Raw genomic sequence first — 23,488 nt, forward strand, 5'->3', positions numbered from 1 at the left:
GCATATCGTTGGACCGCAACACCCTTCTAGCCATTGCATTGTCGCTACTCGTGCTGAGCGCCTGGTCCTCTTGGGAGGCGACCCACGTGCCGCCGCCGACAGAGGCGGCGGAGGAAGCCGCAGCGGCCCCGGGCGATTTTCGCGAGGCGCCGGAAGCGACAACCGATAGCTGGCCTGGCGATGATTCCGCGCGAGACAGCGTGTGGCGGAGCGAAGGGGTCGGCCAAACCACAGTCCGGGCGGCGACGCCCCAGAAAGTGATCGAGCGCTGGAAGGGCGGCCCCGAGAGTGCGCTTTATCGCGTCCAACTCGACAATCGCGGCGGCGGAATCGCGAGCTGGTTATTGCTCGACGAGGTCTATGAGGTCGGCTTTGGCGAGTCGGCGGTTCCGATCGAACTGGTGACTCGCGACGATGAGAACACCGTCATTCTCGCGACCCCGCTGAAAGGTCTCGGGATAGGGGATCTAAGCGAAGCGCTGTTTCGAGTAGAGGGCCAGGGATCGCAGCGCGTGGTTTTTGTACTCGAGCGCAACGGGATCGTGGTTCGCAAGACTTTCGAATTTGATCCAACGAGTTACGCCTTCGCAGTCGAAGTCGCAATCGAGAACGCCACAGATCGCGCTTTAAACCTCGATTTCGACCTCGAATGGGCCGCTTCGGTCGTCGAGGGCAATGACTTCACCGAGCAGTCGTTGATCGCCTTGGCCAATGATGAAGTCGAGCGCGAGCTGATCCCGAGCGTGGGCTCCGGGGGGTTCTTTTCGTTTCTGGGTGGTGGCGACGACGAGGGACCCACCACATTCAAAGGCGTGATCGAGTGGGCCGGCGTGTCGAATCGCTACTTCCTCGCGGCGCTGATTCCGAACTCGCTGGAGTCGAGTATCGCGACGGTGAGCTTCGAGCCCGTGATTCCGAGCAAGAGTGCGGTTACGCGCCTGGTCTACGAAGACGTGGAAATTCTCCCGGGCCAGGTGGTGGCGCGAAACTTTCGTGCGTATATCGGACCGAAGGTCGCCGCAGGGCTTACCACGGTGGAGCCGGGTCTCGAGCGGTCGATCGACTACGGCTATTCCTGGCTCGAGCCGCTGACGCGGTTCTTTCACTGGCTGCTCGAATTTCTCTACGGCGTCTTTCCCAACTACGGGGTGGCGATCATCATGGTGACCCTGATGGTGCGCCTCGCGACGCTGCCCATCATGCAGAAGCAGATGAAATCCATGGAGCGCATGCGGGAATTGCAGCCTCGCCTGAAGGAGATCCAGGAGCAGTTCAAGGAAGACCGTCAGCGACAGTCCGAAGAGACGATGAAGCTATATAAAGAAGAGGGTGTAAATCCCCTCGGTGGCTGCCTCCCGATGTTGCTTCAGTTTCCGGTCTTCATCGGCCTCTTCTATGCGCTCCAGAGCACGATCGCGCTGCGCCACGCCCCGTTCATTCTCTGGATCAACGATTTGTCGGCCCCCGAGGAGCTGTTTTCGATTCCGGGTCTAGATATTCCTATCAGGATTCTTCCAATCGTGATGGGGGCCAGCATGTTCATCCAGCAGCGCATGACCCCCATGACCGGGATGGATCCCGTGCAGGCGCGAATGATGACCACCGTCATGCCATTGATGATGTTGGTGCTGTTTTACCAATTTCCCTCGGGCCTGGTTCTCTACTGGATGATCAGCAACTTCCTGGGAATTGCTCACCAGTTGTGGGTACGTCGCACTCGACAGGCGCAAGCGGCGGCCTCCTGAAGATCTATTTAACCATCCAAATCAACCCACTAGTTGAGAGAGGGACGAAGCATCATGTACGACGCAAAAGCGGAAGCAAATGAGTTTGTAGCGGACGACCGCGCCGAGGCGGTAAGCAAGGCGTGTCGGTTCTATGGGATCGAGGAGTCGGAATTGAAGATCATTGTCCCCGAGGGGGGCGAGATATTCGGCGCTGGCGCTCGGGCCGTGCTGGTCGCCATTCCCAAGAACGCAAAGCCCATTACTCCACACTCCGACTCCGGCGATCGAGGCGGCAGGGGACGCGACTCCGAACGCGGGCGAGGTTCGCGTGGGCGCGGCGGGGACCGGGGTGATCGAGGCGGTCGGGATCGAGGACGCGACAGCAGCCGCGGCCAGGATCGCGAGGTCGTGTCGGCAGAGCGCGAGAAGCCCCAGGGAGAGTCTCGTGGGGTAGTCGAGGGTCAAGTTGGAGAGGTCGGGAAGTTCATTCTCGGAATTGTCGAGCGCATGGGCCTCGGCGAGTTTCGCATCGCGGAATCGTCGGAAGGCGATTTCTGCGTTTACGAGCTCCGGGGCGAGGCTGCGCTCGCGCTGGGGACCGGCGACGGCCGGGCGGTAGACGCCCTGCAGCTGCTCGGCAACCAGTTCGCCATGCGGTTGAGCGATGATTCTCCCAGAGTTGTGGTGGACGCCGAGGGAGACGCTGAGAAGCGAACCGACTTTCTCGCGCGTCTCGCCAAGCGGGCGGCCGGACGCGCGAGCGAAACCAAGCGCGCGGTCGCACTCGACCCCATGAATGCACGAGATCGGCGGATTCTCCACGTGACGGTCAAAGATCTCGATGCCGTTGCGACCATGAGCGTGGGAACGGGGCGGTACCGCCAGGTCGTCGTCGTGCCAGAAGGCGCGGACGAGTACGCCGAAGCGGTGGCTTCGAGTTCCGCAACCCAGGACGACTAGGCGCCCTCGATTGGGGGGATTGTTCTAACCCGCCTCGAATGTTCCACGGGGAACAGACTGGGCATGTTCCACGGGGAACGGAACCCATCGACCCCCAAATACCCACAACAGACGAAGAATTTGAGTCCGCCCGAGAATCCATCTCGCTAGGCCTTGTGGCCCTGGGGTACGACCGCGAGCCTGCGGTTTTCGACCGCCTCGCGCGTCTCGCGACCCTATTGTCGAGCTGGGCCCCGCGAATGAATCTCACCGGCCACCGCGGCGCGGACACCATCGCGCGGCGGCTGATTCTCGACGCCCTCGCGCTTATCAATGTGCTTCCAGACTTCGAGAAGCTCGTGGATCTCGGATCGGGTGCGGGATTTCCGGGCCTCCCGATCGCGATTCTCTTTCCCGGCAGGACTGTAGTCTCGGTAGAGGCTCGCTCGCGCCGAGTATCGTTCCAGAAAACCGTGATCCGCGAGCTCGCGCTAGAGAACGTCACCATTCTGCTGGGGAGAATGGAATCCCTAGACCCCGTTCTGGCCGATGGCGTGGTGGCCCAGGCGGTGGCCCCGCCCGAACGCATTCTCGACCTGATGTTGCCCTGGTGCGTCGATGGCGGTTGGCTTGCGATTCCCGGGTCAGCCGACTCGCTCTCGAGCCCGCCGCCCGCGGCCGCCTCCCACACGCAATCCGCAGAGCTTCGCTATCGAGTCCCACTCGGGGGTGCGGATCGGCGGGTGTGGATGGCGAGAAAGTCCGCTCAACAGCCCACGGTTGAACAAATCTCCGAGATCGAGCGATGATTGTCGCCACGGCGACACTTATCCGAGCAACTATCCAAGCAACCACGCCGGGCGTGTGATACTTAAGGCGTTGGAGGGGGTGGGCGGGTTGGACGCTCGCCCGGCTCGGCAGAACACGAAATCTACCGGGCCGGGAGGCCCCTCCAGTCGGCGCCTCCTGGGCGTCGCGCGAACTGAGAGGTCAAGCCTCGGTGTCACCCTGTCGCGTCATTGCAGTCGTGAACCAAAAGGGCGGAGTGGGGAAGACCACCACCGCGGTCAATCTCGCGGCTTGCTTCGCGGTTTCAGAGCGCCGAACCCTTTTGATCGACCTGGACCCCCAGGGGAATGCCAGCAGCGCCTTTGATGTAGTGAATCCACCATATCAAGTATATGACACATTAATCGGTCGCATGGCGATCAAGGAGGCGGTGCTCGAGACCCAACTCGACTGCCTTCAGCTGCTGGCCGCGGGCCCCGATTTGGTTGGCGCCGAGATCGAACTCGCGGCTGCCGAAGATCGCGCCGAGCGCCTGGCTGAAGTCGTCGTCGACGCCCGCAACGACTACGACCTGATCCTGATCGACTGTCCGCCCTCGCTCGGAATCTTGACCCTCAACGCGCTCACGGCCGCGGACTCAATTTTGATCCCACTTCAATGTGAGTATTACGCCCTCGAAGGTTTGGCGCGTTTGCTGGAGACACGCGACCTGGTTCGCGCCCAACTCAATCCCGCTCTCGAACTCGAGGGCATCGCACTCACCATGGTGGATATGCGAAATAACCTCAGTCGCCAGGTCGAATCCGAGGTGCGCCAACACTTTGGAGCCAAGGTCTATCGGACGCGGATCCCGCGCAACGTTCGCCTGAGCGAAGCACCGAGTCACGGCAAGCCGATCCTGCTCTACGACATTCATTCGCGCGGAGCCGTGGCGTACCTGAAGCTTGCCGAAGAGATGCTGTCGAATATCCCAAGAGAAGAGGACGCGACCGCTTCCAACGCAAACCGACAAGCTGAAAAACAGCTCGGCCAGGCATCTGAATCGAAACCATCAACAGCGAGATCATCCATATTGAAACCATCGATGTCGGAAACATCAATAACGAATAGACGGGGAACCCAACATGAGTAATCGTCGCAACGCATTGGGTCGCGGTCTCGGAGCATTGATTCCTGGGGCCGGAAGTACGGAAGCACCGGCGACACCGCCCGCGTACGGCGAGCGCGTCCAGTCCGGTCACATTCGCGATATCCCTCGAGATGGGGCGCGAGACGCCGAATCGGCCCATCGGGCGGGATCGGGAGATCCAACACTTTTGAGAGTCGACGACATCGACCCCAACCCCGAGCAGCCGCGCCGTAACTTCGATGCGAATCAGCTCGAAGAACTCTCGCAGTCGATCCTGCGCCATGGCGTCCTGCAGCCGGTTGTCGTCCGGCGCGCCGGATCTCGCTATGAGTTGATCGTCGGCGAGCGGCGTTGGCGCGCGACCCAGGCCGCGGGCCTGAAGACGATCCCCGCAGTGGTGGCGGACATCGCTCCCCAGGAGCGACTCGAAATCGCGATCATTGAGAACGTTCAAAGGCAGGACTTGAATCCGATCGAGCTCGCCTATGCGTATCGCGCGTTGATCGAGAGCGGTGCGACTCAAGAAGAGGTGGGGAAGAAGGTCAGCAAAGAGCGCTCGAGCATTACCAACCACGTACGCCTGCTCGATCTGTCCCGGGAAATTCAGGAAGACGTGGAACGGGGCCGCCTCACGATGGGTCACGCCAAGGCGCTCCTCCAGGTCGGAAATCCAGAACGGCGCCTGCATCTGCGCGATCGAATCGTGAACGAGCGGCTCTCGGTTCGGGAGGCGGAAATGCTGGGTCGCGAAATCGCCGGGCCAGTGGCCCGGACCGCACCGCGAAAACCGCGCAAAGCGTCCACGGTGCTGGATCCGAGCCTGGCGCCGGTTCTCGAAGCCCTCCAGCGACATTTGCAGACGCGGGTAAAAATCGTCGGCGGGACCGAGCGCGGAAGGATCGAGATCGAATACTTTGAGAAGGAGGATCTCACGCGGATCGTGAGTCTCCTGATGGAAGGATCTCCTTGAGCCAGGTCGTCCCAGCTTCCCCGGCTTCGCGTCCGTCTTCCGCGGCGGATCCGTATCCCCCCGCGCCTCGCCAGGCAGGCCATCCGGCGCAGGAAGCAGCGCCGGTGATTCTCGCAGCGGGTGCCTCATTCGAAGGTTGGCTGACGTGCCGCAAGGCGGCGCGCATCGAAGGTTGTTTCCGCGGGACCGTGGTGGCCGAGGGTCGCATCGAGCTCGGCGAGGATGCTGAAGTGATCGGTCGAATCGAGGCGCGGGATATCGTTGTGGCGGGGAGCTTCGAGGGCGAACTCGTCGCCAGCCATTGCATCGAACTTCTCGCAACCGCTCGGGTCACGGGTGAACTTTACGCGCGAGAACTCGCCGCGGAAGAGGGTTGTACGGTGTCGGGGCGCTGTCGCACCGGGTCGCCTCCAAAAGCCCCCCTCTGACCCGACGCGGTTCCCCGAACGTCTTGAATCTGCGCTCAACTATGCAAAAATTGCCGCGCTGAAAACTCCACATCAGGCGTCCGAAGCATTGCAAGTGCGACCCCAAAGCACCGAAGAGAGTGGGGAAGCAAAGCAGGCTGGAGCGCTCGATGGACGGGGGCCTGCAACAATCTGGCGCATCGACAATGGGTACGACTAGGCGAGCATACGAGCCCCCGAATGACCGCGGGCACGACGTTTTAGACACGGACACCGGTGACCTAGATAGATGAAGCGGCGCGCATCGCTTCCCGGCGCCCGGGAGAGAACCAGGTGACAAATCTACGAATGCGGTCCTCGACGCCGGCGCCCGGCGCGATGGCCTCGCCAACGCTCGGGCGAGCCCGAACCGTCGAGTTCTGTGTGCGCACCGCGGCGTGGATCGTGTTCGCAAGCCTGATCGCGACTCCGGCGTACGCTTCGGGCAAACTCGTACTCCTGCCCAACCCGACTACGCTCGTCCCCCTGATCATCGCGTTCGTGCTTTTGATCGGACCCCTCAACGCGATGATCTTCCGTCCTCTACTCCGCGTACTCGACGAGCGCGACGCCAAGATTGCCGGAGCGACCCATGAAGCGGGGCAGTTGGTCGAGAGAGCGAGAGAGTTGACCCAGCGATACCGCGAGACGGTTCGAGAAGCGCGCGACGATGCCGAGGTTGCGCGCAAGCAACAACTCGAAGCAGCGCGTTCGGAACACGCTTCGATCACGAACGAAGCGCGAGCCCAATCAGAAGTTGAAATCAGGCGCGCGCGAGTAGACATCGAAGGCGCTCTCGTAGAAGCCCGGGAAACGCTCGAAGCCACATCTCGCGATCTCGCCAAGGTCGCGGCGGAGCGCATTCTCGGACGGCCACTGCAATGAGCATCCGTTCAGTGCGCGCCAAAGTAGACAGCGGTCTTTGCGGGTTCGTCTTCGTCTTCGTCCTCGCCGGCTCGGCGCTTCCCGCCCATGCTTCTTCTGGCGGGTCGGGTCCCGGGGTCAAAGAGCTTCTCTGGCAGGCGGCCAATCTGGTCCTGCTGCTCTGCGTATTGTTCGCTGTTGCGCGCAAACCCATCTCGGCATACTTCGCCGAGCGGCGCGAACAGATCCGGAGCGACATCAAGGACGCCGACAAACTCCTCGCCGAAAGCCGCAAAGAGTTTGCGCAATGGCAGGGAAAGCTCGCGGAGATGGACCAGGAGATTGAGGGCATCCGCGAAGAGACGCGTCGCCGCGCCGAAGACGAGCGCGACCAGATCGTCGCGGCCGCTCACGATCGCGCCGAACGGATCAAGGCAGATGCTGTCGTCGCGATCGATCAGGAACTGCGCAACGCTCGGGTGGAGTTGCAAAAAGAAGCCGCAACCATCGCCGTAGATCTCGCGGCCACGATGCTCGACCAGCAGGTCGACGATCGCGACCGCGACCGCCTGCTCGATGAGTTCATCACGTACGTTGAGCCGAATGGTTCTGCCAACGGGAACGGGAGGTAGCTCGTGCCGACTTCAGCCGCCGCACGGCGCTACGCCAAGGCGCTCTTCATGCTGGCAAAAGAGGACCGTCGCGTGAGCGAAGTCGGAGCCGAACTCGACACGCTCGCAGGGCTGCTCGCCGACAGCGAGGACCTGCGCAAAGCCCTGATGACCCCGCTCCATCCCGTGAGTGAGCGCAAGGCAGTTCTCCGATCAGTATCTGAGGCCGCCGGTATGGGCTCCGTGATTCGCAACTTCTACAGCTATCTGATCGACCAGCGACGCCTGGTCGAGTTCTACGGCATTCGCGAAGAGTACCAACACCTCGCCGATGAAGATGCGGGTTTGATCAAGGCCATCGTAACCACCGCCAGCCCGCTCGACGATCGACGCAAGGATCGTCTGCGGCGCGCGCTTTCCGCGCGCACCGGTCGCGAGGTGCAACTCGATGTCCAGATCGACCCCGACTTGATCGGCGGTGCAATCGCCAAGGTCGGAGGCATGGTCTTCGACGGAAGTCTCCGCGCGCAGCTCCACCAGCTGCGCGTCAATCTCACTAAGGAATCCTGACCCATGAACATCCGACCCGGAGAGATCACCGACATTCTGAAGCGGGAAATCCGCGAATACGATCGAGAGATCGACGTCGCGGAGACCGGCACCGTGCTTTCGGCCGGTGACGGCATCGCGCGGGTCTACGGTCTCGACAACGTGCTCGCGGGAGAGCTGGTCGAATTTCCCGGCGGCCTGCGCGGGATGGTGCTGAACCTCGAAGAAGACAACGTCGGCGTTGCGGTGATGGGCGAAGCGCATCACATCAAAGAAGGCGACATCGTAAAGCGCACCGGCCGCATTATCGAAGTGCCGGTAGGCGACGCGATGTTGGGCCGTGTAGTGGACGGGCTCGGGAAGCCGATCGACGGCAAGGGCCCGATCGAGACCTCCGAGTACCGGCAGGTTGAACTCAAGGCCCCGGGTATCGTGACTCGTAAGTCGGTGGATGAATCTCTGGCAACCGGCATCAAGGCCATTGACGCCATGGTGCCGATCGGCCGCGGTCAGCGCGAACTCATCATCGGCGATCGCCAGACGGGCAAGACGGCAGTCGCGATCGACGCGATCATCAACCAGAAGGGAACCGGCGTCCTTTGCATCTACGTCGCAATCGGGCAGAAGCTGAGTACGGTCGCCCAGGTGATGGAAAAACTTATCCAGCACGATGCGATGGAGTACACCGTCATCGTCGCCGCGACGGCTTCCGAACCCGCACCACTCCAGTTCATCTCCCCCTACACGGGCTGCACCATCGGCGAGTACTTCCGCGATACGGGCCGACACGCACTGATTGTCTACGATGATCTTTCCAAGCAGGCCGTAGCCTACCGCCAGCTCTCACTCTTGCTGCGCCGGCCGCCGGGACGCGAAGCCTACCCGGGCGACGTCTTCTACATTCATTCACGGTTGCTCGAACGTGCATGCAAGCTCAACGACGATCTTGGGGGTGGAAGCCTCACGGCACTTCCCATCATCGAGACCCAGGCGGGGGACGTTTCGGCCTACATCCCGACCAACGTCATTTCCATTACCGACGGCCAGATCTTCCTGGAAACGGATCTCTTCAACTCGGGCATCCGACCGGCGATCAATGTGGGCCTTTCGGTTTCGCGGGTAGGCGGCGCAGCCCAAAAGAAAGCCATGAAGTCGGTAGCGGGCTCGCTCAAGTTGAGTCTCGCCCAGTATCGCGAGATGGAGGCCTTCGCACAGTTCGGTAGCGACCTCGATCATACGACCCAGGAACAGATCGCCAATGGTCAACGCCAGGTCGAGATCCTGAAGCAGGGGCAGTACTCGCCCATGTCGATGGAAGAGCAGGTGATTTCGATTTATGCGGCGACACCCCAGAAGACTCGCAAGTCCTGGGTTCGGGATATCGCAGTCAAAGAGGTTCAGGCCTACGAGAAAGAAATGCAGATATACATGCGGGCGAGTCATTCGGAGGTCCTCGATGCGATCCGCGACAGCGGAAAGCTGGAGAGCGACACCGAAAAGAAGCTGATCGCGGCACTCGACAAGTTTGCCGAGATCTACCAACCCAGATCAACCTCAGGCACCGAGGCCAGCTAAGTGCCAAGCTTGAAGGACATCAAGCGCCGGATCACGAGCGTAAAAAATACGCAAAAGATCACGAGCGCAATGAAGATGGTCGCTGCCGCCAAGCTGCGCCGGGCACAAGAGGCGATCGAGAACGCGCGCCCTTATGCGGAGCGCATGCGCGCGACCCTTGAAGAGGTCGCGGGGGGCATGGGGACGGTTGAACACCCACTGTTCGAAGCACGAGAAACGGTTCGCTCACTGGAGTTGATCATCGTCACCTCGGACCGCGGTCTCGCCGGTGCGTTCAACAACGCAGTGATCAAGTTTGCCGAAGGGATCTTGCGGGAACGCGAAGCGGGCCTTTCAAAAGTTTCCTTGACCCTGCTGGGCAAGAAAGTCGGCGACTACTATCGCCGGCGCCGCGCCGATGAAATTCGCGAGGCAAAGCCCGTCGGCAAATCCATCTCATACGCCGATGCGGCCGAAGTGGCTCGAGGGGCTGCTCGACGTTTTGAAGCTGGCGAGGTGGACGAGGTTGTCCTCATCTACAGCGAGTTCATCACCACCATGACCCAGACTCCACGCAGCGTTCAGTTGCTTCCCTTTAAAGCCCCGGAAGAAGCGGTAGAGGAAGAAGGCGCGGCCAAGAGCCCCTACGAGATTGAGCCCAACGCCGAGAGTCTGCTCGCGGTGTTGGTGCCCAAGGCCGTCGAAGTCGAAGTGTTCCGTGCCCTGCTGGAAAGTCAGGCGGGTGAACACGCCGCGCGCATGGCCGCGATGGAAAGCGCAACGCAGAACACGCAAGAATTGATAGAAAAGCTCACGCTGCAGTACAACCGCGCACGCCAGGCGGCCATTACCAGCGAGCTGGTCGAGATCGTTACGGGCGCTCAAGCGCTCGAGTAGGAATCACGGATAGACGCGTATTGAACGACTAGGGAGCAAAAAGAGCCATGCAAACCGGAAGAATCGTGCAGGTCATGGGACCGGTGGTGGATGTCGAATTCCCCCCCGGTGACATCCCGGAGATCAACACGGCGCTGCGCACCACCAACGCAGCGATCGATGATCGAAGCGACAACCTCGTGCTCGAGGTTGCGCTCCATCTCGGTGAGAATACGATCCGTGCCATCGCGATGGACACAACCGACGGGTTGCGGCGGGGACAGGACGTAAGCGACACCGGAGCCCCGATCATGGTCCCGGTCGGTCCCGGAACACTGGGGCGGATCATGAACGTGATCGGTGAACCGGTGGACGACCGTGGCCCGATCGAAGCCGCCATGTATCTCCCCATCCACCGACCGGCCCCGGAGTTTGTCGAGCAGTCGACGGCGGTCGAAATTCTGGAGACCGGTATCAAGGTTGTGGATCTGATCGCCCCCTACCCCAAGGGTGGCAAGGTCGGGTTGTTCGGAGGCGCCGGGGTGGGCAAGACCGTCGTGATCCTCGAACTCATCAACAACATTGCCAAGAACCACGGCGGCTACTCGGTCTTTGGCGGCGTGGGCGAGCGAACCCGCGAGGGCAACGACCTGTGGCACGAGATGGAGGACGCCAAGCTCGCCGACGGCACCACCGTGCTCGACAAGGCCGCCCTGATCTTCGGCCAGATGAACGAGCCCCCGGGAGCACGCGCGCGAGTCGGTCTATCGGCCCTGACCACCGCCGAGTACTTCCGCGACGAAGAAGGCCAGGACGTGCTGCTCTTCATCGACAACATTTTTCGCTTTACCCAGGCGGGCTCCGAAGTGTCGGCGCTGCTCGGGCGCATCCCTTCGGCGGTGGGCTACCAGCCGACGCTCGCAACCGACATGGGCGAGTTGCAGGAGCGCATCACCTCCACCAAGAAGGGCTCGATCACCTCGGTGCAGGCCATTTACGTACCCGCGGACGATCTCACCGACCCCGCGCCCGCAACGGCCTTTACTCATCTCGATGCCACTACGGTGTTGAGCCGGGCCATTTCTGAACTCGGCATCTACCCGGCGGTCGATCCGCTGGATTCGACCAGCCGAATTCTCGATCCACAGGTGATCGGGGAAGAGCACTACAACGCGGCGCGCGAGGTCCAAGCTACGCTTCAGAAGTACAAGGAGCTGCAGGACATCATTGCAATTCTCGGCATGGACGAACTCTCCGAGGACGACCGCTTGGTGGTCAATCGCGCGCGCAAGGTACAGCGATTCTTTTCGCAGCCCTTCAACGTTGCCGAACAGTTCACGGGTATCGATGGCGAGTACGTGCCGATCGAAGAGACGGTCCGAGGCTTCCGCGAAATCCTCGAGGGCAAGCATGACGACATCCCCGAGCAGGCGTTCTTCATGTGCGGCAGCATCGACGGCGTGCTCAAGAAGGCAAAGGAGCTCTAGCGTTGTCCCTCGATCTCATCATCGTGACGCCCGAAGGAGAGGCGTACTCGGGCACGGTCGACCAGGTGGTGTTGCCCGGCTCTGAAGGCGAGTTTGGCGTGCTCGAACAACACGAGCGCACATTGGCGCCGCTGCACCACGGTGCGATCGAGATCAAGCTCGCGTCGGGCAGCGAGTGGGCTGCGGTTTCGAACGGCTTCGCGGACGTCAGTTCGGAACGGGTGGTGGTGCTGGCAGATTATTGTGTCATGGCGGGCGCAATCGACAAAGCCCAGGTACAAGAATCTCTGAACGAAGCCCAGGCGGAGCTGGCTGCACTGGCCGAGGGTGAAGAGAACGAGTCCCGACGCGAGACCCTGAACGAGATCGTCCGCAAAGGCGAAGTACAGCTCGAGGTCGTGGACAAGTAGTCGTGGACAAGTAGCTTCGACGAGCAGCTCGCCTCTAGCTGGCTTTGACCGCTCGCGCTTTGAGCTTTACCTGTCCGTCCACCACTTCGACGCGAAACGTCACGTCCTTCACCCCCAGCTTCTTCTTGATCGCTGCCGCTTGTTTGTCGATTACGGACTGAAGCTTCGCGGGGGTGAGGCCCTTGACATTCTGGCCACAAGTCTTCGCGGCCTCGATGTAGCTGTTGAAGATGTCCTCGTCAGCGGAACCCGGAGTCGCCCGGGTATCTGCGGGCGAATCTGCGGGCGAAGAAGAAATCGCAGCCTCGTTGCGAGCACGGTCGTGGAGGTTCGCCTTGAAGACGTGGCGCTGATACGTCCCGTTCTCGATTTTCCGCAGCGTGTCGTCCCAGCGGCGCTTGTAGGTCATGAACATCTGGTTGATGGTCTGGAACTTGAATCGCTCGGCTGTGTTCTTGATCACGCCGTTGCTCAAGCGGATCATGACCTTCTGAATCTCGGCACGCGCATTCGCGGGTTCGCGCGGCCGCGAACCCAAAAAATACTGCTCGTAGTCGCGTCGCAGCGTTTTGAGCTTCATCTCGATCAAACGAAGCTCTTCAGTGAGTATCGTGGGTTCGTTCCGCATTGGGGGATTTATCGGATGTACGAATGGGGTCCTTTAGCTACGACCCTTCTCTCTCCTGAGCTCGCGGAGAGCTGGTAGTCTCCCGGCGTGAATCCAAAATTCCTCCACAATCTCGTGATTCTTGACCCCGAAGTTGCGACTTCGCGAAGGGGTGGGGTTCTGGTCGAAAACGGGAAAATTGCCGCCGTGTTTGGGGAGCAGGACCCGGCGCCCGAATCCGCTGAACGGGTCAATTTAGAGGGTTTCGCGCTGGCCCCGGGCCTGCTGGACCTTCATTTCCATGGCGAGTTGATCTTTGCCGCGCCCGCTGAAGTGCCGGCCGCGCTGGAGCGGACCGCCGAAGCGCTGCTGGGGATGGGAACAACCGGCTTCCTGGCGACTACGGTGGCCTGGAATGACGCGCGGATCGAGCAATGGGTAACGCAAAGTCGAGACTTTATGACGCAAACGCGTCAATCCGGTGCGCAGCTCCTGGGGGTCCATCTCGAAGGGCCTTGGATCAACCCAGCGGCCGCGGGAGCTCAGCCGGGAGAGTCGATCCGGCCGTTTGACCCCAAAAAAGACGATTTATTCCTGGATTCTGCTCGAGATGTCCTGAAAATGGTGACATTTGCGCCCGAATGTCATGGCGGCCTGGAACTGCTCGCTGCCTTGAGGGGCCGAGAAATCGTCGCCTCGTTGGGCCATAGCCTCGCTAGCCAAAATGTCCTTGACGCATGCGTCAAAAGCGAGATGACGCACGTAACCCACCTCTTCAACGCGATGGGGCCCATCCATCACCGCGAGCCAGGGCTGGCGGGTTGGGCCTTGGCGGAGGACCGGGTCAGCTGCGACCTCATTTGCGACGGGGTCCACGTCCACCCCGCCATGGTCCGCACGGCCTGTCGGGCAAAGGGCGAGCAACTCATGCTCATCACCGACCGGATTCAACCGCCCGCGGCTGCTGATTTGGACTCGGTCTCGTTCGGTTCGGGCCCAGTCCACGACGACGGCGATGCAATTCGCCTGGCCGACGGCGGACTCGCGGGCAGCAACCTCAGTCTCGATCGCGCAGTGCGGAACGTCCAGGCGTACGGCGCAATGAATCGCATCGAAGCAATTGCCGCCGCAACCCTGCGCCCGGCACGGCTACTTGGAATCGAATCCCAACGCGGAACCCTGCGCCCGGGAGCGCGAGCAGACTTCGCAATCTTCGACGCCGAAGACAATGTCCACGAAACCTGGATTGCAGGCGAACGAGTCTTCGCGCGCAACTGAGTTCTGCGAATCGTAATTGCGGACGACCGCTAATCAACCAGCGCCCGGGTCAGCGCATCGATCGCCAGCACGTCCTTGGCCGGAAGCTCTCCCTTCGCCGCGTGTTCGATCTCTCCAACCAACAATGGACCCAGTTCTGCGCGCAGGTGACTGAGGTTTGCACGGTCTGAATTCGACAGCGATCCATCGGCGTCGCAGAGAATCACCCCCGCTAGCGCAAGGCCGCGGCGTTCCACCTCACGCAACGTCAACAACGTATGGTTGATGGTTCCGAGCGCCATCCGGGCCACTACGATCACGGCTAGATCCAATTGCTGCGCGAGATCTCCCATGTCGCTGCCGGACGTGGTGGGGACCAGCAAGCCCCCCGCGCCCTCGACCACCATCAGTTCGTGGCGGCCCGCAATCTCTGCGAAGGATTGCGCAAGCAGTTCGAGATCCACCTCGCGTGCCTCAGCCGCTGCCGCAACATTGGGAGCGGCCGGCATGGCGAACTGCAGCGGACAGATTTCTTCAATCCCATCCCCAACCCCCGCAGCATCGCGCAGAGCCAGGGCGTCCAACGGTCCCGCGACCCCTACCCCAGTCTCGATCGGCTTCATGACCCCGACATCGATTCCGCGCTCGCGCAATCCGCGCACGAGTGCGCACGCGGCGACGGTCTTGCCAACGCCGGTGTCGGTTCCCGTGACGAAGAAGCCGAGCCGTCGCATCAGTTCTCGGGGGCCGGGGATGTAGCGGGGAAGGTAGACGCGGGGTGCTGGCCGATGACTTCGACCAGACAATCCGCAAGCGCATCGATCTCATCGAACGAGTGCGTGGCCATCGGCGTAATGCGCAAGCGCGCGCTGCCGCGGGGCACCGAAGGATGTCGGATTCCCTGCACGTAATAGCCCCGGGCGAGCAATGCTTCGCAGACCTGCATCGTGCGGTCGTTGTCGCCGAGAATCACCGGAACGATATGCGTGCACGACGGTGCGGTCGAAATCCCCGCGTCGCCCAGTCGCTCGCGCAGTCGTGAGGCATTGCACTGCAGCTGCCAGCGCCGCCATGGTTCATCGCGCACGAGTTCGAGCGCGGCCCGGGCCGCGGCCACCTGGGGCGGCGGCAAAGCACAGGTAAAGATGAAGCTTCGTGCGACGTTGATCAGCAGATCCCGCAAATCCCGCGCGCCCGCGACATACGCGCCAAAGGATCCGATGCCCTTGGCGAGATTTCCAATCTGGATGTCGACATCCGCCAACACGCCGCAATGCTCGCCGCTGCCTCGCCCACCCTCGCCCAGGGTCCCAGTTCCATGGGCGTCGTCCAACAACACCATCGCGTCGTGGCGGTGGGCGATCTCGACCATGGTCGCAAGCGGCGCGATGTCGCCGTCCATGCTGAAGACGCCATCGAGTGCGAGCAGTACCCGCCTCTCGCCGTCGCAGACTTCACTCAGGGTCTTGTCGAGCGCCGCGCAGTCAGCGTGGGGGATGACCCTGGCTTCGGCTTGCGACAGCCGCACACCATCGATGATCGAAGCGTGGTTGAGAGAATCGGAAACCACAATATCGCCCTGTCCCATGAGTGCGGGAATGATGCCGAGATTGGCCGCGTAGCCGGAGTTGAACAGCAGGGCCGCTTCGCAGCCCGTGAATTTGGCGATCTCTTCTTCGAAGGCTTCGTGGATTTCGAGGTTGCCGGAGATCAGCCTCGACCCCCCCGCCGCGCAGCCCCATTCGCGCGCTGCCTGTGACGCGGCTTCTACCACCTGGGGGTGATGACTCAGGTCGAGGTAGTTGCTGCCGGCAAACAACAGCACCTCGCGCTCGTCCATGCGAACACGAGTGCCGTGAGGCCCCGAAAGCCTGCGCAGTTCGCGATACGTACCGCGACGGCGAATCGCCGAAAGAGTCTGTTGTGCAATTTCGCGGAGCACCATGCTGCGACTATTCCCTATGACCTGCGACCTGGGACCGTGCACTGATTTCGGGTTTGAGCAGATCGCCCAACGGCCCTGGAAGTCTGAACTCGCTGGTGTCGGGCAGCGGACCGTCGTAGTCCGAATTGCCCGATACCGTGAACCCCGCATCGGCGATCATCTGATACGTCTCACGCGCGGCATCGCCACGGGTCGTCAGGTAACCCTCGACGAAAAGGGAATTGGCGGGATACAGGCCCAGGGGCTGCATGCTCCGCAGGTTCCCCTCGCGCCCGCCGGCAATCCGAATCTCTGCGGTGGGGTTTACGAATCGCATCAAGCACAACACCCGCAGACAATGCGTTGGATTCAGAGATCCGTCTTGCTTGACCCGGTTGCCCTCCATGGGAATCAAAAAATTGACCGGGATCGATGGGACTTCGAGTTCGCGCAACTTGAACGCGACCTCGACCAGTTCTTCGGCATCCTCTCCCATGCCCACGATCAACCCGCTGCAGGTTCCAATGCCGTTGTTGCGCGCCGCTTCGAGGGTCGCGACTCGGTCCGCATAGGTGTGGGTCGTGCAGATCTTGCCGTAGCGCGCTTCGCTGGTGTTCAGATTGTGGTTGAGGCGGTCGAGTCCGGCGTCGGCCAGAATCTTTGCGTGCTCGTCTCCGAGTAGTCCCACAGAAAGGCACACCTCGACGGGATACCGTTGCTTGATCTTGCGAATCAAGCCGGCGAGTCTCCTGGTGCGCTCGATCGTCGGACCCCGGCCCGAGAGCACCATGCAGTAGCGCGACGCCCCGGCCCTGGCGGCCTTTTCTGCTTCGTCGAAAATTTCCTCGTCGCTCTTCATCGCGTATTTGCGGATCGCGACCTCGCTGTCTTTGTTCTGCGAGCAATAGCCACAATCTTCGGGGCACAGGCCGTTCTGAACGTTGTTCAGCACGTGAATCATGACCTCGCGGCCAAAATGTTTTTCGCGGATCTTGAAGGCCGCTTCGAGTAGCGGGAGCAGCGAAACGTCTTCGCCCTCGACAATCCAGCGGGCCTGTTCGGCGCTCGGGGCCGCGCCCGCGAGTCCGAGTTCGGCGAGAGAGGAGTAGGGATCGGTCAAGGTTCGAGTCTCCGGTGGGTGGGTGACGGTGAAGACGAGCGGTAATCAGGCGATCTTGGGTCGTTGTCGGGCTCTCCCGTGCTGTCAACCAACATTCACGGCCCGGTTTACTGGCTCGCGCACTATACTGCGGGACGTGGCGAGACCCAAGACCGTATACAGCTGCACGAACTGTGGTTCCCAGCATCCAAAGTGGCTAGGTCGCTGTAATGAATGCGGAAATTGGGGAACCCTGGAAGAAGAAGTCGTCGCCTCGGGTGCCTCTCGGGATGCCCTCCCGAGCCCGGCCCGGGACCTGTTGGGGCTTTCGGGCGCCGCAAACCACAAAAGCGACAAAATCAGGACCCTGGGCGAAATTGAGCCCGGAAGTCTCCCCAGGATGCCCTCAGGACTAGGCGAACTTGATCGCGTACTGGGTGGAGGCTTCGTTCCGGGTTCCGTAGTGCTGCTCGGCGGCGAACCGGGGGTCGGGAAGTCGACCCTGGCACTGCAAATCGCGGCGCGGATCGACGCTGCGGCCCGCCAGGCCGGCGAGGGAAGTCGAAGCGTCCTTTATATCAGCGGCGAGGAGAGCCCGGAGCAAATTCGCCTGCGCGCAGAGCGGCTCGAGGAAGACAGCAGCGGAGTCGCGATTCTCGCCGAAACCCGGGTCGAATCGTTTGCCAATGCCTGGAAGGAACTGGCGCCGAGACTCGTCGTCATCGATTCGATTCAGACGCTCCAGACCTCTCGGGTCGAATCGTCCCCCGGCTCGGTGAGCCAGGTCCGCGAGAGCGCGTCGCTGTTGGCCGCGACCGCCAAGCTCCACACCACCACCCTGATTCTGGTCGGACATGTGACCAAGGACGGAACCATCGCGGGCCCCCGAGTGCTCGAGCATCTGGTCGACGTCGTGCTCAACTTTGAAGGCGATCGCAACCACGCTTTTCGGCTGTTGCGAGCCAGCAAAAATCGCTTCGGTTCAACCCAGGAGGTGGGGGTCTTCACGATGGCCGAGCAAGGATTGGTGGAGGTCGAAAATCCGAGCGAACTCTTCCTGGCCGAACATCGCGACGGCGCGCCGGGCTCGTGCATCATCCCATTGCTCGAAGGGTCGCGTCCGCTGCTGATCGAAATCCAGGCGCTGGTTGCCACCGCGACTTATGGAACTCCGCGACGAACTTCGATCGGAATCGACGACAGTCGGGTCGCGCTGATCCTCGCGGTACTCGACCAACGCACTCCCGTGGATCTTGTTTCACGCGATGTCTATGTGAACGTGACCGGGGGCGTCCGGGTCGGGGAGCCGGCGGCCGATCTCGGACTCGCCCTTGCGATCGCTTCGAGTGCACTCGACATTGCGCTGCCAGCGGGGGCCGCGGCAGTTGGAGAAATTGGTCTCGGGGGTGAAGTGAGGCGAGTCGCTCGACTGGATCTTCGCATTCGGGAGTTGGGCCGCCTGGGCTTTCGCCAACTGCTCGTTCCACCGGGTACGCGCGCCGCCGTAAAGTCTTCAACGTGCGAGTTAATCGAAGTTGACAACATTGCGAACGTGATCTCATGGTTGCGCGAAAGCGCCGGTCCACGCCCGTGAACCCTCGTTAAGCAACCGAATTCACACGGTTTTTTTCAAAGCATGGCTTTGACAGGCCCAGCGCGTGTGGCTACCCTGCCGGCGCCATGAATAAAGCCAAGACAAAATCCGAAGCGCTCGATACGCGCATCGGTGAGCTGTTCGCCCGCATGTCCGAAGGACTCGGGCTCGTCGATCACGCCATGCACGAACAACTCGACAGCGTGAGCGAGCTGATGCCGCTGATCGGCAACCACGTGCTCTCGTCCGGGGGCAAGCGACTGCGGCCCATCCTGGTTTTGCTTTCTGCCGAACTCTGTGGCTACACGGGGTCGCGCAGTGTTCAACTCGGAGCCGCACTCGAACTCATCCACACCGCCACCCTGCTTCACGATGATGTCGTGGACCTCTCCAAGTTGCGCCGCGGACAGCCGTCGGCGAATGCGATCTGGGGCAACCGGCGCGCGGTGCTGGCGGGCGACTTTTTCTACGGGCGCTCGTCTTCCATGATCGTCGAAGACGGCAGCCTTGCGATCCTCGAAATATTTTCCAACACGATTCGCATGATGGCCGAAGGCGAACTGATCCAACTGCAACGCAGCTTCGATACCAACATTTCCGAACGACAGTACTACCAGGTGATCGAGCGCAAGAGCGCCGTGCTGCTCTCCGCCGCTTGCGAAATTGGCGCCGTGCTGGGCGATGTAACGCGCGGCGAGGTGCGGCGGGTTGCGGAGTTTGGTCGCGCCCTCGGCGTGGCGTTCCAGGTGCGAGACGACGTGCTCGACTACGAAGCCGACGAGGCCAAGATCGGCAAACCCCTGTGTGCAGATCTGATGGAGGGCAAGATCACCCTGCCCCTGCTCCTCACCCTGAAGCGCTGCACGAATAACGAGCGAGAATTGATCTCGGGCGAGCTGAAAAATGCCGCGCGGATCGCGCATTTGAACCTGGCGGGCGATGACGGAAAAGAAAGCACAGCCGAACTCGATTTCGGCCCGGTTCTGGAGTTGGTCGAGCGCTACCGAGGGCTCGCCGACAGCACGCGCCGCGCCGAAGAACACGCAAAGCAGGCCGCTGCCGCGATTGCAGCCTTCCCCGAGGGGCGCGCCAAACGCGCCCTGCTCGATCTCGCGGAATACGCGGTGCAGCGGGATCACTGAGACCCCGCCCGCCGGTTTAGATGTCACTACCCCGCGGTCCCGCGGAGAACCAAATGTTCAGTACCAAGATCCATTCGAACACGAATCGCGACGCGATTCGCAGTGCCAACCGCAGTGCCAATGCCGTCATGGCCTCGAGTGCCCTGCGGCGCAATCTCGCCCTCGTTGCAGCTCTGATGATCGCCCTTGCGGGGGTGGCGGGGGTGGCGAGCGTCGCCCAGGCGACCGACGGGACCACGCGGCTCAGTGGCGTGGTGAATCTCAACACCGCGGACGCCGAGCAGCTGCAGATGCTGCCCGGTGTTGGGGAGAAGCGGGCCGCCGCGATCATCGACGTCCGGACCAGCAAGGGTGGCTTCAAATCGGTCGACGAGATCGTGGAAGTGAAGGGCGTGGGCGCCAGCATGCTGGAGCGACTGCGGCCCCACCTGAGCGTGAGTGGAAAGACGACCGCCAAGCTGTTGTAGTGAGTGTGTAGTGAGTATGTAGTGACTGTGCAGTGAGCGTTTAGTGAGCGTTCGCTAGACGGCAAGTGGGTGCCGGGGGCGCGACTCCCGGCACCTCATTTCCGGGTACCATTGCGCCGCAAATTTTCGCGCAACTGGAAATGCATGACCCCGTGATCTCTTTTACCGAAACGATCCTTATCCAAGCTAGTCGACCCGGGCGACCCGGGTTGTCGTCGGGCGGTGGATCGGTCTACCGACTTGGGGTTGCTTGGCTGCTCCTCACCTCGATCCTCTTCACCACCGTAGTCACCAACGCCCACGCGGTCAAAGCGACGCCAACGCATCATGCCATCCGGGTGATTTCGCTCAACCCATCCCTTACCGCAATCTTGCTCGCCATTGGCAAGGGGGATCAACTCGTGGGGGTCGATGATTTTTCTGCCAAGCAAATTCCCGCGGTTGCGGATTTGCCGCGGGTCGGAGGGCTGTTCAATCCGAGTCTCGAGGCCGTAGTGGCCCTCGAACCCGACCTGGTCGTATTGGTGCCGAGCGCCGAACAACGCGACTTTCGCATGCGGTTGCAAGAACTGAAGATTGAAGTCGAGAGCTTTCAAAATTTTCAATTTGCCGAGGTGCTGGAGAACATCACCCGTTTGGGAAAACTTCTGGGCGCCGAGCAAGCGGCCGCCGAGCGCGTCGCGGCGATCCAACTCACCCGCGCGGCGGTTGAACGAGTCGTCGCGAGCCTGGTGGGCAAAGGCCAGGCGCGACCCACCGTCGCGGTGGTGGTACAGCGCGACCCACTCTTCGTGGTGGGGGGCGAAAACTTCATCGACTCCATGCTGCAGATCGCGGGCACGCAAAACATCGCGGCCCACTACAGCGAACCGTACCCGCGAATCGGCATGGAGTGGATGGTCGCGGCCTCGCCACAATTGTTGCTCGACCTCAGCCCCGGGTCCCGAGAAGCGAAGTCGTTCTGGCAGCGCTGGCCCCATATTGCGGCAGTGAAGAACGATCGGCTCATCTCTCTCGATGCGGCACTGATCTCGATGCCGGGTCCCGATCTCGACAGCTCGCTGCGCCTGCTGGCGAGCACGATCTGGGGTGACGAGATCTTGAGCCGCATTCGCCTCGAAGAAGCCGCGCTCGCCCGGGAACGGGGTCGCTGATGCTGCTGACCCGCAGGCGATACGTCAGCGTGCTCCTTTCCATGTTGCTGCTCCTGATTGCGAGCAGCTGGTGCTCCCTGCTCTTTGGACCGAGTGAACTTGCGCCCGGGGAGGTATGGAAGGTGCTGTTCGAAGCCGGGGATTCCGGGGCCGCGGGTGACATTGTATTGCGTATCCGCCTGCCGCGAACGGTGCTTGCGCTGCTCGTCGGGGCATCGCTCTCGGTGTCGGGGGTTGTCTTTCAAGCGCTGCTGCGAAACCCCCTTGCGGATCCCTTTGTGCTGGGGGTTTCGGGCGGTGCCGCGCTCGGGGGAATCGTCGCCCTCACGATCGGGAGCGCCATGGGATTTGGCTATGCGGTCGTTCCCCCGGCGGCTTTTGCAGGGGCGCTACTCACGACAGCACTTCTATACCTGATCGCCGGTGCCGGAAACCACGTGTCGGCCAACAGCCTGTTGCTCACGGGAGTTGTGTTCAACGCTTTTGCATCCGCCGCAATCGTATTTCTGGCATCGATCGCAGGACTCACGGAAAGTTCGCGCATCTTCTTGTGGTTGATTGGGAACCTCTCCGCCGCCCGCAGCGACGTTGCGCCTTGGGTCGCGGTGTTTCTGATGCTGGGCCTCGCGAGTTCCGGGGCCCTCGCCCGCAGCTTGAATTTGTTGATTCTGGGCGACGAGCCGGCGGAACAACTGGGTGTTCCGACCGAACTCCACAAACGGATCTTGTTGCTCGCGACGTCCCTGATGGTCGGCGCCGCGGTTTCGGTGGCGGGGCTGGTGGGTTTCGTGGGCTTGATCATTCCGCATCTATTGCGCCTGTGCTTCGGCCCCGACCACCGACTCTTGATCCCGGCGGCGGCGCTCGGCGGCGGCGCGTTTCTGGTGATTTGCGACACGGTCGCGAGGACGATGTTGGGGGGCCGAGAGCTTCCGGTTGGCGCCATCACGGCACTGGTGGGTGGCCCGCTGTTCCTGTTTCTCTTGCGCCGTCAGCATCAACGGATCTTCGCCCCATGACGCAATCAAGTCCGCAACGGCACTTGCAATCCAGAACCCTGTCCTTCCACTCCGTGTGCGTGGAGTTTGGCAAGCGGCGCGTCCTCGACGACGTCAGCTTCGAAGTCAACCCCGGCGAAATCGTCGGACTCGTGGGTCATAATGGATCGGGCAAGACGACTCTGGTCAGACTCGCAACTCGGGTGTTGGCACCGCTGTCGGGGAGTGTCGCGCTGGGGGGGCGGCCGATTGGCGAGTTTTCCCGGGCCGAACTCGCGCGTTCTCTCGCCACGGTGCCCCAGGACACGACGCTCCCATATCCCTTCACGGCACTCGAAGTCGTGCTGATGGGGCGCGCGCCCCATCAGCCACTGTTGGGACTCGACCGGCCGAGCGATATTGCCCTGGCGAGGTCCGTGCTCGAGCGACTCGACATTCAGGATCTGGCCGAGCAATCGATCCTCACGCTTTCGGGGGGCGAGCGACAGCTCGTCATGTTTGCCCGGGCGCTCGCCCAGGAGCCCGAGATTTTGTTGCTCGACGAACCCACGGCCTTTCTCGATCTGCGTCATCGGATCGATCTTCTCACCGCTGTTCGCGAGCGGGTGGACAACGGCGGCTCCGCATTGGTGATCTCCCACGATCTCGATCTGGTCGCCCGGGTGTCGGACAGGCTGATTCTGCTGGCCGAGGGCCGCATTGCCGCGCAGGGTCGGCCGAGCGAAGTACTCGACCCCGCCGTGCTCGAGCGGGCCTTTGGGATCGAAGCGGATGTCGTTCGAGCACCCGACGGGTCGCCATTGGTCGTACCCCGTCTAGCCGGCGCGGCCCGACCCCCGACTCGTTAGAGCAGCGACCCGAAGCTGCTACCGTGAGCCCTCGCAGTTCATCAGTA

Annotated in this window: 24 protein-coding genes; 20 read left to right on the plus strand and 4 right to left on the minus strand. The window is 61.8% G+C overall.

All coding sequences use genetic code 11. The annotated features are described in order from the left end of the window. The first annotated feature begins 8 nt into the window (after window positions 1-8). The 13 genes from yidC (at window position 9) to atpC (ending at window position 12,351) form a co-directional block, all read left to right on the plus strand. Window positions 9-1,745 (plus strand): membrane protein insertase YidC, encoded by a 1,737-nt coding sequence (gene yidC, locus IH881_09345; protein ID MCH7867889.1) that lies wholly within the window; start codon window positions 9-11, stop codon window positions 1,743-1,745. Between the two features lie 54 nt (window positions 1,746-1,799). Beyond that, window positions 1,800-2,687 carry a hypothetical protein gene (locus tag IH881_09350; GenBank protein MCH7867890.1) on the plus strand — a complete coding sequence of 296 codons (888 nt, stop codon included), beginning with the start codon at window positions 1,800-1,802 and terminating at the stop codon, window positions 2,685-2,687. A 218-nt stretch (window positions 2,688-2,905) separates the two neighbouring features. Next, the gene (locus IH881_09355) at window positions 2,906-3,475 is read left to right on the plus strand and encodes a class I SAM-dependent methyltransferase (protein MCH7867891.1); all 570 of its coding nucleotides are present in this window, start codon (window positions 2,906-2,908) and stop codon (window positions 3,473-3,475) included. 191 nt (window positions 3,476-3,666) lie between these two features. Next, window positions 3,667-4,587, plus strand: coding sequence for a ParA family protein (locus IH881_09360; protein MCH7867892.1), 921 nt, complete (start codon window positions 3,667-3,669; stop codon window positions 4,585-4,587). Further along, on the plus strand, window positions 4,580-5,554 hold the full coding sequence (locus IH881_09365; GenBank protein MCH7867893.1) for a ParB/RepB/Spo0J family partition protein: 975 nt from the start codon (window positions 4,580-4,582) through the stop codon (window positions 5,552-5,554). The genes IH881_09360 and IH881_09365 overlap by 8 nt, the downstream gene beginning before the upstream one ends. Beyond that, window positions 5,551-5,982, plus strand: a complete 432-nt coding sequence (locus IH881_09370; protein ID MCH7867894.1) for a polymer-forming cytoskeletal protein — start codon at window positions 5,551-5,553, stop codon at window positions 5,980-5,982. The genes IH881_09365 and IH881_09370 overlap by 4 nt, the downstream gene beginning before the upstream one ends. 312 nt (window positions 5,983-6,294) lie before the next feature. Further along, window positions 6,295-6,885 (plus strand): ATP synthase F0 subunit B, encoded by a 591-nt coding sequence (locus IH881_09375; protein ID MCH7867895.1) that lies wholly within the window; start codon window positions 6,295-6,297, stop codon window positions 6,883-6,885. Beyond that, on the plus strand, window positions 6,882-7,496 hold the full coding sequence (locus IH881_09380; protein MCH7867896.1) for an ATP synthase F0 subunit B: 615 nt from the start codon (window positions 6,882-6,884) through the stop codon (window positions 7,494-7,496). The genes IH881_09375 and IH881_09380 overlap by 4 nt, the downstream gene beginning before the upstream one ends. A gap of 3 nt (window positions 7,497-7,499) precedes the next feature. Further along, window positions 7,500-8,045, plus strand: a complete 546-nt coding sequence (gene atpH / locus IH881_09385; protein ID MCH7867897.1) for an ATP synthase F1 subunit delta — start codon at window positions 7,500-7,502, stop codon at window positions 8,043-8,045. A 3-nt stretch (window positions 8,046-8,048) separates the two neighbouring features. Further along, window positions 8,049-9,599 (plus strand): F0F1 ATP synthase subunit alpha, encoded by a 1,551-nt coding sequence (locus IH881_09390; GenBank protein MCH7867898.1) that lies wholly within the window; start codon window positions 8,049-8,051, stop codon window positions 9,597-9,599. After that, on the plus strand, window positions 9,600-10,475 hold the full coding sequence (gene atpG, locus IH881_09395; protein MCH7867899.1) for an ATP synthase F1 subunit gamma: 876 nt from the start codon (window positions 9,600-9,602) through the stop codon (window positions 10,473-10,475). 47 nt (window positions 10,476-10,522) lie between these two features. After that, a complete protein-coding gene (gene atpD, locus IH881_09400) occupies window positions 10,523-11,941 on the plus strand; it encodes a F0F1 ATP synthase subunit beta (protein ID MCH7867900.1) in 1,419 nt (472 codons plus the stop codon). Window positions 11,942-11,943: 2 nt separating this feature from the next. Continuing rightward, the gene (atpC, locus tag IH881_09405) at window positions 11,944-12,351 is read left to right on the plus strand and encodes an ATP synthase F1 subunit epsilon (protein MCH7867901.1); all 408 of its coding nucleotides are present in this window, start codon (window positions 11,944-11,946) and stop codon (window positions 12,349-12,351) included. A 34-nt stretch (window positions 12,352-12,385) separates the two neighbouring features. On the opposite strand, the gene IH881_09410 is transcribed toward atpC, so the two are convergent. Further along, complete coding sequence (locus IH881_09410) at window positions 12,386-12,979, minus strand: hypothetical protein (GenBank protein ID MCH7867902.1); 594 nt, start codon at window positions 12,977-12,979, stop codon at window positions 12,386-12,388. A gap of 87 nt (window positions 12,980-13,066) precedes the next feature. Here IH881_09410 and nagA point away from each other — a divergent pair, with 87 nt between their 5' ends. Further along, window positions 13,067-14,236, plus strand: coding sequence for an N-acetylglucosamine-6-phosphate deacetylase (gene nagA / locus IH881_09415; protein MCH7867903.1), 1,170 nt, complete (start codon window positions 13,067-13,069; stop codon window positions 14,234-14,236). Window positions 14,237-14,265: 29 nt separating this feature from the next. On the opposite strand, the gene bioD is transcribed toward nagA, so the two are convergent. The 3 genes from bioD to bioB are packed head-to-tail and all read right to left on the minus strand — an operon-like array spanning window position 14,266 to window position 17,259. Then, window positions 14,266-14,949, minus strand: coding sequence for a dethiobiotin synthase (gene bioD, locus IH881_09420; protein ID MCH7867904.1), 684 nt, complete (start codon window positions 14,947-14,949; stop codon window positions 14,266-14,268). Then, complete coding sequence (bioF, locus tag IH881_09425; protein MCH7867905.1) at window positions 14,949-16,157, minus strand: 8-amino-7-oxononanoate synthase; 1,209 nt, start codon at window positions 16,155-16,157, stop codon at window positions 14,949-14,951. Before bioF ends, bioD begins: the two co-directional genes overlap by 1 nt. Window positions 16,158-16,167: 10 nt before the next feature. Next, entirely contained in the window at window positions 16,168-17,259 is a 1,092-nt protein-coding gene (gene bioB, locus IH881_09430) for a biotin synthase BioB (protein MCH7867906.1), read from the minus strand. 136 nt (window positions 17,260-17,395) lie between these two features. Between bioB and radA the strand changes: the two genes are divergently transcribed. The 6 genes from radA (at window position 17,396) to IH881_09460 (ending at window position 23,441) form a co-directional block, all read left to right on the plus strand. Beyond that, entirely contained in the window at window positions 17,396-18,832 is a 1,437-nt protein-coding gene (gene radA / locus IH881_09435) for a DNA repair protein RadA (GenBank protein ID MCH7867907.1), read from the plus strand. 86 nt (window positions 18,833-18,918) lie between these two features. Further along, window positions 18,919-19,974, plus strand: coding sequence for a polyprenyl synthetase family protein (locus IH881_09440; protein MCH7867908.1), 1,056 nt, complete (start codon window positions 18,919-18,921; stop codon window positions 19,972-19,974). Window positions 19,975-19,994: 20 nt separating this feature from the next. Beyond that, entirely contained in the window at window positions 19,995-20,441 is a 447-nt protein-coding gene (locus tag IH881_09445; GenBank protein ID MCH7867909.1) for a helix-hairpin-helix domain-containing protein, read from the plus strand. Window positions 20,442-20,593: 152 nt separating this feature from the next. Beyond that, window positions 20,594-21,595: an ABC transporter substrate-binding protein gene (locus IH881_09450; protein MCH7867910.1), complete on the plus strand. Its 1,002-nt coding sequence runs from the start codon at window positions 20,594-20,596 to the stop codon at window positions 21,593-21,595. Then, on the plus strand, window positions 21,595-22,614 hold the full coding sequence (locus IH881_09455; GenBank protein MCH7867911.1) for an iron ABC transporter permease: 1,020 nt from the start codon (window positions 21,595-21,597) through the stop codon (window positions 22,612-22,614). The genes IH881_09450 and IH881_09455 overlap by 1 nt, the downstream gene beginning before the upstream one ends. Beyond that, window positions 22,611-23,441: an ABC transporter ATP-binding protein gene (locus IH881_09460; GenBank protein MCH7867912.1), complete on the plus strand. Its 831-nt coding sequence runs from the start codon at window positions 22,611-22,613 to the stop codon at window positions 23,439-23,441. Before IH881_09455 ends, IH881_09460 begins: the two co-directional genes overlap by 4 nt. The last annotated feature ends 47 nt before the right edge of the window (window positions 23,442-23,488 follow it).

The organism is Myxococcales bacterium (assembly GCA_022563535.1).
GTDB lineage: Bacteria > Myxococcota_A > UBA9160 > UBA9160 > UBA4427 > DUBZ01.

Coding starts and splice junctions, on each gene's coding strand:
- IH881_09455 (MCH7867911.1), top strand. CDS start 21,595: ATGCTGCTGACCCGCAGGCGATACGTCAGCGTGCTCCTTTCCATGTTG.
- IH881_09460 (MCH7867912.1), top strand. CDS start 22,611: ATGACGCAATCAAGTCCGCAACGGCACTTGCAATCCAGAACCCTGTCC.
- IH881_09380 (MCH7867896.1), top strand. CDS start 6,882: ATGAGCATCCGTTCAGTGCGCGCCAAAGTAGACAGCGGTCTTTGCGGG.
- bioD (MCH7867904.1), bottom strand. CDS start 14,949: ATGCGACGGCTCGGCTTCTTCGTCACGGGAACCGACACCGGCGTTGGC.
- IH881_09445 (MCH7867909.1), top strand. CDS start 19,995: ATGTCACTACCCCGCGGTCCCGCGGAGAACCAAATGTTCAGTACCAAG.
- IH881_09350 (MCH7867890.1), top strand. CDS start 1,800: ATGTACGACGCAAAAGCGGAAGCAAATGAGTTTGTAGCGGACGACCGC.
- IH881_09440 (MCH7867908.1), top strand. CDS start 18,919: ATGAATAAAGCCAAGACAAAATCCGAAGCGCTCGATACGCGCATCGGT.
- IH881_09365 (MCH7867893.1), top strand. CDS start 4,580: ATGAGTAATCGTCGCAACGCATTGGGTCGCGGTCTCGGAGCATTGATT.
- IH881_09390 (MCH7867898.1), top strand. CDS start 8,049: ATGAACATCCGACCCGGAGAGATCACCGACATTCTGAAGCGGGAAATC.
- atpD (MCH7867900.1), top strand. CDS start 10,523: ATGCAAACCGGAAGAATCGTGCAGGTCATGGGACCGGTGGTGGATGTC.
- IH881_09410 (MCH7867902.1), bottom strand. CDS start 12,979: ATGCGGAACGAACCCACGATACTCACTGAAGAGCTTCGTTTGATCGAG.